Origin of the sequence: Rathayibacter sp. AY2B9 (assembly GCF_002931595.1) — a bacterium.
GTDB lineage: Bacteria > Actinomycetota > Actinomycetes > Actinomycetales > Microbacteriaceae > Rathayibacter.
Window position 1 is genome coordinate 1 of record NZ_PSUB01000012.1, and the last position, 10,905, is coordinate 10,905.

Genomic DNA, 10,905 nt, shown 5'->3' on the forward strand with positions numbered 1-10,905 from the left:
GTTGATAGGCCGGATGTGGAAGACAGGACTAAAGACTGTCGGAGCTGACCGGTACTAATAAGCCGATAACTTGATAATCACTACACTCATACCGTTGTAGAGGCTGGTAGGAGTGGCCAGAGATTGCTTGCGTCCACTTTGTGGTTCCCAGAAGACGGGCACCCCGCATCCTCCTTCGGGAGGAGCGGAACAATTGAATACACGCACGGCGTGTAACCCAGATTTGACCACGTGCCCTCGGGTGCGTGTGTCGCCAGGGTTACGGCGGCCATAGCGAGAGGGAAACGCCCGGTCACATTCCGAACCCGGAAGCTAAGACTCTCAGCGCCGATGGTACTGCAGGGGGGACCCTGTGGGAGAGTAGGACACCGCCGGACACCATTCACGATGGCCACCCAGAGATGGGTGGCCATCGCTGTTTAACCGGTCGGTCTCTGTTCGAGGACGAACAGGGCCGGCCGGAGCGACGATGACCGTCGTCGCCCGACTCCGTAACGAGGAGCAGCGATGACTCAGCACGACCCGACGCCCTCTCCGGAATCGAGGCCGCTCCAGAACGGCTTCGACCCCGTGGAGGAACACGTCCTGTCAGACGAGCTCCTCCGGATCGAGCAGACTCCGCTCGACAAAAGGGCAGCCGGATACGTCCAGCTGCAGGAGCAGCTGCGCATCCGACTCGAGAACGCGGACCGCGACCGATGACCGACGACTCGCGACTCGACTCGGCTCTCGCGGAACGGGGCATCGCCCGGTCCCGCACCCATGCCGCTCGGATGATCGCCGACGGTCTGGTGACGGTGGACGGCGTCCCTGCACTGAAGCCCTCGATCCGCGTCCGCGACGATCAGGACGTCGCGGTCGCCGGCCTCGACCACTACGTCAGCCGGGCCGCCCACAAGCTGCTCGCCGCCCTCGACACCTTCGCGACGGTGCGAGTCGCCGGCCGGAACGCTCTCGACGTCGGGGCGTCGACGGGCGGGTTCTCGCAGGTCCTGCTCGAGCGCGGCGCCGCCTCGGTGATCGCCCTCGACGTGGGGCACGCGCAGCTCGCTCCCCGGATCCGGTCCGACGATCGCGTCCACGTGGTGGAGGGGTTCAATGCGCGGGATCTCACCGCCGCCCGGCTCGCCGAAGCCGCCAGGACCGAGATCGTGCCGGACCTGGTCGTGTCCGACGTGTCCTTCATCTCCCTGCGGATGGTTCTGCCTCCGGTCGCCGCCTCCGTGGATCCGCTCGCCGACTTCGTGGTGCTGGTGAAGCCGCAGTTCGAGGTCGGCCGCTTGGGAGTGCGGGAGGGGATCGTCCGGGATCCGGAGCTGCGTCGCGAGGCCCTCTCGGACGTCCTGTGGTCGGCGTGGGACCTGGGGCTCGGCGTCGTCGGGCTGGCCGAGTCGCCACTCCCGGGGGGCGCTGGGAATCGCGAGTATCTGGCGCACCTCCACCGCGACCGCGGAACGATTCCGACAGAATGGAGGGACGCGGTCACCGCGCTCACCACCGGATGACGCGATCGTGTCCGCCGCTGTCGACCGACCAGAAGGACACACCCTCGATGCAGTCCCCTCGTGACGAGCGCAACATCCTCGTCGTCGCCCACACCGGACGGACGGACTCCCTCGATGCGGCGGTCCTCGTCGTCGAGCGTCTCCGGAACTCCGGCGCCCACCCCGTCCTCTGCGCCGACGACAAGGGCGACATCGTCGCGGTCGCTCCGGATCTGAGCGACGTCGCCGTGCTCGGGTCCGACGTGCCGCTCGAGTCCATCGAGCTCGTGTTCGTGCTCGGCGGGGACGGCACCATCCTCCGCGCAGCGGAGATCGTCCGGTCGGGGACGGCCCCTCTGCTCGGCGTGAACCTCGGCCACGTCGGGTTCCTCGCCGAGAGCGAGCGGGACGATCTCGACGACGCGGTCGCCCGTGCGCTCGACGGCGACTACGCGGTCGAGGAGCGGATGACCCTGCAGGTGCGCGTCAAGATCGACGAGGCCGTCGTCTACGAGACCTGGGCGCTCAACGAGGCCACGGTCGAGAAGGGCAGCCGCGAGCGGATGCTCGAGGTCATGGTGGGCGTCGACGGACGTCCGCTGTCGAGCTTCGGCTGCGACGGCATCGTCGTGTCCACTCCGACCGGTTCCACCGCTTACGCCTTCTCCGGGGGCGGCCCCGTCGTGTGGCCGACCGTCGAGGCGATGCTCCTCGTTCCGCTCAGTGCCCATGCTCTCTTCGCGCGGCCCCTCGTCGTGGGCCCGTCGTCGAGCCTCGCCGTCGAGGTCAAGGAGAGGACCGACGGCGTCGGCGTCCTCTGGGCCGACGGCCGGCGCGCCTACGAGCTGCCGCCGGGAGCGCGCGTCGTCTACCGGCGCTCGCCCGTGCCGGTGCGCTTCGCGCGCCTCCACGACGCCCCCTTCACCGATCGACTCGTGCACAAGTTCGGTCTCCCCATCCGCGGATGGCGGGGGTCGGCGGAGACGGAGTAAGGCCCGATGCTCGAAGAGCTGCAGATCCGCGACCTCGGAGTGATCGCCGAGGCGACGCTCCCGCTCGGACCGGGCTTCACCGCGGTCACCGGCGAGACCGGCGCCGGCAAGACGATGGTGGTCACGGCGCTCGGCCTCGTGCTGGGCGCGCGCTCTGACGCGTCCGCGGTGCGCTCGGGAGCGAAGCAGGCCTGGGTGTCGGGGCGCTGGCTGGTCCCAGAGCAGGGCCCGGTCGCCGAGCGGGTCCACGACGCCGGCGGTGATCTCGACGGCCCGGAGCTGCTCCTCGCGCGCTCGGTCTCGGCGGAGGGACGCGGGCGAGCCGTCGTCGGCGGCCGGAGCGCACCGGTCAGCGTGCTGAGCGAGCTCGCCGATCAGCTGGTCGTCGTGCACGGGCAGTCGGACCAGATCCGCCTCCGCTCCGCCGCGGCGCAGCGCGAGGCGCTCGACCGGTTCGGCGGACCCGGTCTCGCCGACGCCCTCCGCGACTACGCGAGCGCCTTCGAGCGCTGGCGGGCCAACCGGGAGGAGCTCGACTCGCTCACCGAGGCCCGGGAGACGCGCGCCCGCGAAGCCGAACGGCTCCGCTCCGCCCTCGCCGAGATCGAGGTGGTCGCCCCCCAGCGCGGGGAGGACGTCGAGCTCGCGGCGCAGTCCGCCCGGCTCGGGAGCATCGAGCAGCTCCGGCTCGCCGCCGGCGAGGCCCGCGAGGCGATCTCGTCCGAGGAGCTGGACGGGCGGGACGCGCTCGGGCTCCTCGAGACGGCGCGGCGCGTGCTGGAGCGGGCGGCCGAGCACGACGCCGCCCTGCAGCCGACGGTCCAGACGCTCGGCGAGGCGGCGGTGCTCCTCGTCGACGCCGCCGGCGGGCTCTCCTCGTACCTGGCGGAGCTCGACCTCGACGGCGCGCACGACCTGGAGCTGATCGAGAACCGGCGGGCGGAGCTGTCTCTGCTCGCCCGCACCTACGGACCGACGCTGGACGACGTGCTCGACCTGGTGGACTCCTCCGGACTCCGCCTGCTCGAGCTCGACGGCGACGACGAGAGGATCGCGGCTCTCGAGGCCGACACCGCGGCCGACGCGGACCTCGTCGACCGCCTCGCGACCCGGCTGACCGAGCTGCGGACCGCGGCGGCCGCCGAGCTGGGGGAGCGGGTCAGCGACGAGCTCACCGCGCTGGCCATGGCGGATGCGCGCCTGCACGTGAAGGTGACGGCCGCGGGGGAGCCGAGCGTCCACGGGCGCGACTCCGTCGAGATGCTGCTCCAGCCGCACACCGGGGCCGCACCCCGGCCCCTCGCCCGCGGAGCCTCGGGAGGCGAGCTCTCGCGGGTGATGCTCGCGATCGAGGTCGTGGTCGCCGCCAACGACCCCGTGCCGACGTTCGTCTTCGACGAGGTCGACGCAGGGGTCGGCGGAGCGGCGGCGATCGAGATCGGCCGACGGCTCGCGCGGCTCGCCGAGACGTCGCAGGTCATCGTGGTGACCCACCTCGCGCAGGTCGCCGCATTCGCCACGAACCACCTCCGCGTCGAGAAGGGCTCGGACGGCGCGGTGACCTCGAGCGCCGTGACGCAGCTCGACTCCGAGGAGCGGGTGTCCGAGATGGCGCGCCTGCTCTCGGGGCTCACCGACTCCGCCAACGCTCTCGCTCATGCGCGGGAGCTCCTCGAATCGAGTCGGCGGGGCTGATCGCGAGCGGCCCGGGACGACATCGATCCGTCCGGGGCGGTCCGCCGCCGCCGTTCTGCTGTTACGGTGGAACCCCGTGGTGGACTTTACGAACGCGGGCCTTTCCTCTTCTTCTCCCTCGGATCCCGAGGGCTCCTCCGGGTCCTCGACCCGGAACGCTTCGACGGCCGGGCAGGACGCCCCCTCGAAGATCACGAAGCACATCTTCGTCACCGGCGGTGTCGTCTCCTCGCTCGGCAAGGGACTCACTGCCGCGAGCCTGGGCAACCTGCTGACCGCGCGCGGGCTGCGCGTCGTCATGCAGAAGCTCGACCCGTACCTCAACGTGGACCCGGGGACGATGAACCCGTTCCAGCACGGCGAGGTCTTCGTGACCGACGACGGCGCCGAGACCGATCTCGACATCGGCCACTACGAGCGCTTCCTCGACATCAACCTGAACCAGGCCGCGAACGTCACGACCGGCCAGATCTACTCGCGGGTCATCGCGCGGGAGCGCGCCGGCGAGTACCTCGGCGACACGGTCCAGGTCATCCCGCACATCACGGACGAGATTAAGCGGCGCATGCGCCTCCAGTCGGAGGACGACCCGCAGCCGGACGTCATCATCACCGAGATCGGCGGCACCGTCGGCGACATCGAGAGCCAGCCGTTCATCGAGTCGGCCCGCCAGGTCCGCCACGAGCTCGGCCGCCGCAACGTCTTCTTCGTGCACGTCTCGCTGGTGCCCTTCATGGGCGCCTCCGGCGAGCAGAAGACCAAGCCCACCCAGCACTCCGTCGCGGCGCTGCGCTCGATCGGCATCCAGCCGGACGCGCTGGTGCTGCGGAGCGACCGGCCCGTGTCGGAGTCGAACAAGCGCAAGATCGCGCTGATGTGCGACGTCGACGAGCAGGCCGTGGTCAACGCCAAGGACGTCGCGTCGATCTACGAGATCCCGCAGATGCTCAACGAGCAGGGCCTCGACGCCTACATCATCGACCAGCTGGGCCTCCCGGCCGGCGAGGTCGTCTGGGACGGCTGGTCGCGACTGCTCGAGGCCGTGCACGAGCCCAAGCACGAGGTCACCATCGGCCTGGTCGGGAAGTACATCGACCTGCCCGACGCCTACCTCTCCGTGACGGAGGCTCTGCGGGCCGGCGGCTTCGCGCAGCAGACGAAGGTCGCCATCCGCTGGATCGCCTCCGACGGGCTCGAGGACCCCGAGGCTGCGGCCAAGGCGCTCTCCGAGCTCGACGGCATCTGCGTGCCCGGCGGCTTCGGCATCCGCGGCATCGAGGGCAAGCTCGGCGCGCTGCGCTTCGCGCGGGAGAACGGGATACCGACCCTCGGGCTCTGCCTCGGCCTGCAGTGCATGGTCATCGAGTACGCCCGCAACGAGGCCGGCCTCGAGGGGGCCTCGTCGTCGGAGTTCGACCCGGAGACGGAGTTCCCCGTCATCGCGACGATGGCCGAGCAGGTCGAGATCCTCGCGTCCGGGGACATGGGCGGCACGATGCGCCTCGGCCTCTACACGGCCGAGCTCGCCGAGGGCTCGATCGTCGCCGAGGTGTACGGCGCACCTGAGGCGGCCGAGCGCCACCGGCACCGCTACGAGGTCAACAACCGCTACCGCGACCGGATCGCCGAGGCGGGGCTCTGGTTCTCCGGCCTCTCGCCCGACGGCCACCTCGTGGAGTACGTCGAGCTGCCCCGCGAGAAGCACCCCTACTACGTGGGCACGCAGGCGCACCCGGAGCTCCGCTCGCGCCCGAACGCCGCGCACCCGCTCTTCCGCGGCCTCGTGACCGCCGCCCTCGAGCGCCAGGAGGCCTCGCGCCTCTTCCCGGCATCGGAGGCGGGCGCCGATGAGTGAGCCGCTGTCGGACGAGCTCGTCGAGCCGGAGGTCCTGACCAGTGAGCGCGTCTTCGACGGGATGGTCTGGGGCGTCCGCGCGGAGACGTTCCGCTACGGCGGCGGCGAGCTGCGCCGGGAGTTCCTCGATCACACGGGAGCCGTCGCGGTGCTGGCCCTCGACGACGAGGACCGCGTCGCCCTGATCAAGCAGTACCGGCACCCGGTCCGCACCCGCGAGTGGGAGATCCCGGCCGGCCTGCTCGACGTCGAGGGCGAGGATCCGCTGGTCGCCGCTCAGCGGGAGCTGGGCGAGGAGACGGACCTGCAGGCCGAGCGCTGGGACCTGCTCTCGGAGTTCGCGACCTCGCCGGGCGGCAGCGACGAGGTCATCCGGATCTACCTGGCCCGCGGGCTCTCGTCCACAGGCTCCGCCTTCGACCGCGAGGCGGAGGAGGCCGACATGGAGCTGCGGTGGGTGCCGCTGGACGAGGCGGTCGAGGCGGTCCTCGCCCGCCGGGTGCAGAACCCCTCGCTGACGATCGCGGTGCTCGCGGCGCACGCGTTCCGCTCGCGCGGCTGGGACGGGCTGGGCGACGCGTCCTCGCCGTGGACGCGCCACCCGCGGGTCCGCCACCCCCGGGGGTGAGTCCCCGCGCCTGCGCCGAGGCGTACCTCCGGCAGGCGAGCGTGGAGCGCGGGCTCTCGGCGCACACGCTCGCGGCCTACCGGCGCGACCTGGAGCTCTACCTCGGCTGGCTCGAGGAGCGCGGGACCGTCGATCTGGCGCAGCTCGGACGGGTCGACGTGGGGGAGTTCTCCTCCTGGCTGGCCGCACGCCCGGAGCGGCCGCTCGCGGCGAGCTCGCGCGCACGGATCCTCTCGAGCGTCCGAGGGCTGCACCGCTTCGCCCTCGAGGAGGGGGTCGTCGCGGACGACGTTGCCCGGGACGTGGTGCCGCCGAAGATCCCGATGACCCTGCCGAAGGCGGTCACGGTCGAGCAGATGGCGGCGCTGCTCGACGCGGCGCGCGGCGAGGAGCTCGCGGACCTGCGGGACCGGGCCCTGCTGGAGCTGCTCTACGCGACGGGCGCGCGCATCTCGGAGGCGGTGGACCTGAACGTCGACGACGTGGTCGCCGCGGAGGTGGTGCGGCTGACGGGCAAGGGGTCCAAGCAGCGGATGGTGCCGCTCGGCCGCTTCGCCCGCGAGGCGGTCTACGAGTACCTCGTGCGTGCGCGGCCCGAGCTCTCGCGGAGGGGGCGCGCGACGCCGGCGCTCTTCCTGGGGGTCCGCGGGAGCCGCCTGTCGCGGCAGAGCGCCTGGCTGGTCATCCGCGCCGTCGCCGAGAAGGCCGGGCTGGACCGGGAGATCTCGCCGCACACCTTCCGGCACTCCTTCGCGACCCACCTGCTCGCGGGCGGTGCCGACGTCCGCGTGGTGCAGGAGCTCCTCGGGCACGCCTCGGTGGCGACGACGCAGATCTACACGCTGGTGACGGCGGACACGCTCCGGGACGTCTACACGTCCGCGCACCCGCGAGCGCGGCGCTAGAGCCGCGGCCCCGCGCGGCGGGGCGCGGCGGCCGGGGAGCGGGGCGCCGGTACACTCGTCGGAGGCCGCGCGGGAGCGCACGCCGCCACGGAAGCGAGGACGACGCAGGTGACACGCAAGACGGACGACAAGGCCGAGCTCACCGGTCTCGAAGCCCCGACGCTCGGCCCGACCGGCCGCCCCCTGCGCGACTTCCCGCTGCCGGTGGAGCTCACCGGTCACGGCCCCGCTCGGATCATCTCGCTCTGCAACCAGAAGGGCGGCGTCGGCAAGACGACGACGACCATCAACCTGGGCGCGACCCTCGCCGAGTACGGCCGCCGCGTGCTGGCCATCGACTTCGACCCGCAGGGCGCCCTCTCGGCCGGCCTCGGGGTCACGACCTACGACGCCATCACGATCTACGACCTGCTCCTCGGCACCGTGAAGGACCCGGCCGAGGCGATCCGGAGGACCCGCGTGCCGGGCCTGGACGTCATCCCGGCCAACATCGACCTCTCCGCCGCCGAGGTCCATCTCGTCAACGAGGTCGCGCGCGAGCAGATCCTCGCTCGCGTGCTCCGCAAGGTGAGCGCGGACTACGACGTCATCCTGATCGACTGCCAGCCCTCGCTGGGTCTGCTCACGGTCAACGCGCTCACCGCGAGCCACGGCGTCCTCATCCCGCTCGAGTGCGAGTTCTTCGCGCTGCGCGGCGTCGCCCTGCTGATCGAGACGATCGACAAGGTCCGCGACCGGCTCAACCCGGTGATCGAGCTCGACGGCATCCTGCCCACGATGTACGACTCCCGCACCCTGCACTCGCGGGAGGTGCTCGACCGGGTGGTCGACGCCTTCGGCGACAGCGTGCTCGAGACGGTGATCGGCCGCACGGTGAAGTTCCCGGACGCCAGCGTGTCCGGCGTCCCGATCACCCAGTTCGCGCCCGAGCACAACGCCGCGAAGGCGTACCGCAAGCTCGCCAGGGAGCTGATCTCGCGTGGCGCGGTCGCCTGAGGTCCTCCTCGAGGAGCGCGCCGCTCCCACCGGGTTCCACCTCGCGCTGACCAACTTCGAGGGTCCGTTCGACCTCCTGCTGAGCCTCATCGCGAAGCAGCAGGTCGACATCACCGAGATCGCGCTGAGCGCCGTGACGGACGAGTTCCTCTCGTACCTGCACGGGATCGACTCGCTCGAGGGGCTGGACCGCGCGTCGGAGTTCCTCGTCGTCGCCGCGACGCTCCTCGACCTGAAGATCGCCGGACTCCTGCCCCAGGGCGAGCTCGTGGACGCCGAGGACGCGGCGCTGCTGGAGGCGCGAGACCTGCTGTTCGCTCGGCTCCTGCAGTACCGCGCCTTCAAGCAGGTGTCGTCGTGGTTCGCCGAGCGGATCGCGATCGAGACCGCCCGCCACGTGCGGGACGTGCCTCTGGAGGAGGAGTACCGGTCCGCGCAGCCGGAGCTCGTCTGGACCCTGTCGCCCGCCGACTTCGCCGCCCTCGCGACCGTCGCCCTCGCTCCGCGCGAGCTGCCGACGGTGGGCCTGGACCACCTGCACGCCCCGCAGATCAGCATCCGGGAGCAGGCCGCGCACGTCGTGGCGATGCTGCGCGCCCGCGGGAGGGCCACCTTCGGCGAGCTGATCGCGGACGCCGACGAGAAGGGCGTGATCGTCGCGCGCTTCCTGGCCGTGCTCGAGCTCTACCGGCACGCCGCGATCTCGTTCGACCAGCCGGAGCCGCTCGGCGAGCTCACGCTGCGCTGGGTCGCCGAGCAGTGGAGCGATGCGAGCCTCGCCGCGCTCGGAGCCGACTATGACTCCTGACGCCGGCCCCGGGACCGTCGCGTTCGAGATCGACCGGGCGATCGAGGCGATCCTGATGGTCGCGGACGAGCCGCAGCCGCTCGCCTCCCTCGCGACCGCGCTGTCGAGGCCGATCGCCGTGGTCCGCCAGTCGATCGAGCGCCTGGTCGCCGACTACGATGGCGCCGACGGGGCGATCCGCCGGGGCTTCGAGCTGCGCGAGGTCGGTGCCGGCTGGCGGATCTACGTGCGCCGCGAGTACGACCCGGTGGTCAAGGACTTCGTCCTGACGCAGAACCCGACGCGGCTCTCGCAGGCGGCGCTCGAGACGCTCGCCGTGATCGCCTACAAGCAGCCGGTCTCGCGCGGTCAGGTCGCGCAGATCCGCGCGGTCAACGTCGACTCCGTCGCGCGCACCCTCCTCGGCCGCGGCCTCATCGCGGAGGTCGGCCACGACCCCGAGACGGGCGCGGTCCTCTACGGCACCACCGAGCAGCTGCTCGTGCACCTCGGCCTCACCTCGCTCGACGAGCTGCCGAAGATCTCCCCCCTACTGAGCGACGGAAGAGACGGATTCGATGAGCGCGCCTGACAGCGGCCCCGACGGCGAACGACTGCAGAAGGTCCTCGCGGCAGCGGGGGTCGCCTCCCGACGAGTGGTCGAGGAGATGATCGTGGCGCGGCGGATCCGCGTCAACGGCGAGGTGGCGGACGAGCTCGGCCGCCGCATCGATCCGGCGACCGACCGGATCGAGGTCGACGGGGTCGCGGTGCAGCTGGACACCTCGCGCCGCTACGTCATGCTCAACAAGCCGATCGGCGTCGTCAGCTCGCTGGCGGACGAGAACGGACGCACCGACCTCAGCCTCTACACGAAGAACTTCGAGGAGCGGCTGTTCAACGTCGGGCGCCTCGACGCCGAGACCTCGGGACTGCTGGTGCTGACCAACGACGGCGAGCTCGCCCACGTCCTCGCGCACCCGTCGTTCGGAGTGACGAAGACCTACATCGCGAAGGTGCACGGGCAGGTCCTCCCGCAGACGATCGCGACGCTGACCTCCGGGATCGAGCTCGACGACGGACCGGTGGCCGCCGACAAGGCGCGTCTCCTCGGCCGGCCGGAGGGCCGCTCGAACGCCTCGCTCGTCGAGATCACCCTGCACTCCGGTCGCAACCGGGTCGTCCGCCGGATGATGGCGGCTGTCGGCCACCCGGTGATCGAGCTCGTCCGGCGCCAGTTCGGGCCGCTGCACCTGGGCACCCTGCGCTCGGGCGATCTGCGCGACCTGACCCGGGAGGAGCTGGGCGCGCTGCTCACGATCGCGCGGCAGGGCGGCGAGGCGGTGGCGGCCGCTCCCGCGGTCCCCTCGAAGAAGGCGAGCGCGGGTGCGCGGCGGCCCCGGCCTGACAGCGGCGAGCACGTCGCCCCGGCGGAGCGCGGCTCGGCCGGGCGATCCTCGGATCGCGGCGGATCGTCCGGACGGTCGTCCGACCGCGGCGGCTCGGCGGGACGGTCGTCCGATCGCGGCGGCTCCTCCGCCGGCGGCGGGCGGAGCGACGGTC

At 71.7% G+C, this 10,905-nt stretch carries 10 protein-coding genes, 1 rRNA gene and 1 pseudogene; all 12 read left to right on the forward strand.

The features are described from left to right. The first annotated feature begins 260 nt into the window (after window positions 1-260). A 5S ribosomal RNA gene (gene rrf, locus C5C25_RS11755) occupies window positions 261-377 on the forward strand. Between the two features lie 130 nt (window positions 378-507). Next, the gene (locus C5C25_RS11760) at window positions 508-702 is read left to right on the forward strand and encodes a hypothetical protein (protein WP_104250716.1); all 195 of its coding nucleotides are present in this window, start codon (window positions 508-510) and stop codon (window positions 700-702) included. Beyond that, window positions 699-1,505: a TlyA family RNA methyltransferase gene (locus C5C25_RS11765; protein ID WP_104250717.1), complete on the forward strand. Its 807-nt coding sequence runs from the start codon at window positions 699-701 to the stop codon at window positions 1,503-1,505. Before C5C25_RS11760 ends, C5C25_RS11765 begins: the two co-directional genes overlap by 4 nt. Window positions 1,506-1,552: 47 nt before the next feature. Continuing rightward, window positions 1,553-2,476 carry an NAD kinase gene (locus C5C25_RS11770; RefSeq protein WP_104222498.1) on the forward strand — a complete coding sequence of 308 codons (924 nt, stop codon included), beginning with the start codon at window positions 1,553-1,555 and terminating at the stop codon, window positions 2,474-2,476. A gap of 6 nt (window positions 2,477-2,482) precedes the next feature. Then, window positions 2,483-4,171, forward strand: a complete 1,689-nt coding sequence (gene recN, locus C5C25_RS11775) for a DNA repair protein RecN (RefSeq protein WP_104250718.1) — start codon at window positions 2,483-2,485, stop codon at window positions 4,169-4,171. A gap of 190 nt (window positions 4,172-4,361) precedes the next feature. Beyond that, window positions 4,362-6,026 carry a CTP synthase gene (locus tag C5C25_RS11780; protein ID WP_104222604.1) on the forward strand — a complete coding sequence of 555 codons (1,665 nt, stop codon included), beginning with the start codon at window positions 4,362-4,364 and terminating at the stop codon, window positions 6,024-6,026. Continuing rightward, the gene (locus C5C25_RS11785; RefSeq protein WP_104250719.1) at window positions 6,019-6,654 is read left to right on the forward strand and encodes an NUDIX hydrolase; all 636 of its coding nucleotides are present in this window, start codon (window positions 6,019-6,021) and stop codon (window positions 6,652-6,654) included. Before C5C25_RS11780 ends, C5C25_RS11785 begins: the two co-directional genes overlap by 8 nt. After that, window positions 6,651-7,559, forward strand: a complete 909-nt coding sequence (gene xerD, locus C5C25_RS11790) for a site-specific tyrosine recombinase XerD (RefSeq protein ID WP_104250720.1) — start codon at window positions 6,651-6,653, stop codon at window positions 7,557-7,559. Before C5C25_RS11785 ends, xerD begins: the two co-directional genes overlap by 4 nt. 108 nt (window positions 7,560-7,667) lie before the next feature. Next, the gene (locus C5C25_RS11795) at window positions 7,668-8,555 is read left to right on the forward strand and encodes a ParA family protein (RefSeq protein ID WP_104222502.1); all 888 of its coding nucleotides are present in this window, start codon (window positions 7,668-7,670) and stop codon (window positions 8,553-8,555) included. Beyond that, window positions 8,539-9,363 (forward strand): ScpA family protein, encoded by an 825-nt coding sequence (locus C5C25_RS11800; protein ID WP_104250721.1) that lies wholly within the window; start codon window positions 8,539-8,541, stop codon window positions 9,361-9,363. Before C5C25_RS11795 ends, C5C25_RS11800 begins: the two co-directional genes overlap by 17 nt. Beyond that, a complete protein-coding gene (scpB, locus tag C5C25_RS11805) occupies window positions 9,353-9,934 on the forward strand; it encodes an SMC-Scp complex subunit ScpB (protein ID WP_104238575.1) in 582 nt (193 codons plus the stop codon). The genes C5C25_RS11800 and scpB overlap by 11 nt, the downstream gene beginning before the upstream one ends. Then, window positions 9,921-10,679, forward strand: a pseudogene (locus tag C5C25_RS11810) (pseudouridine synthase); the annotation flags it as partial. The gene scpB and the pseudogene C5C25_RS11810, both read left to right, overlap by 14 nt. Between the last annotated feature and the right edge of the window lie 226 nt (window positions 10,680-10,905).

What these genes read in the sequence shown, in the direction of transcription:
- C5C25_RS11760 (WP_104250716.1), top strand. Translation starts at nt 508, where the DNA reads ATGACTCAGCACGACCCGACGCCCTCTCCGGAATCGAGGCCGCTCCAG.
- C5C25_RS11765 (WP_104250717.1), top strand. Translation starts at nt 699, where the DNA reads ATGACCGACGACTCGCGACTCGACTCGGCTCTCGCGGAACGGGGCATC.
- C5C25_RS11770 (WP_104222498.1), top strand. Translation starts at nt 1,553, where the DNA reads ATGCAGTCCCCTCGTGACGAGCGCAACATCCTCGTCGTCGCCCACACC.
- recN (WP_104250718.1), top strand. Translation starts at nt 2,483, where the DNA reads ATGCTCGAAGAGCTGCAGATCCGCGACCTCGGAGTGATCGCCGAGGCG.
- C5C25_RS11785 (WP_104250719.1), top strand. Translation starts at nt 6,019, where the DNA reads ATGAGTGAGCCGCTGTCGGACGAGCTCGTCGAGCCGGAGGTCCTGACC.
- scpB (WP_104238575.1), top strand. Translation starts at nt 9,353, where the DNA reads ATGACTCCTGACGCCGGCCCCGGGACCGTCGCGTTCGAGATCGACCGG.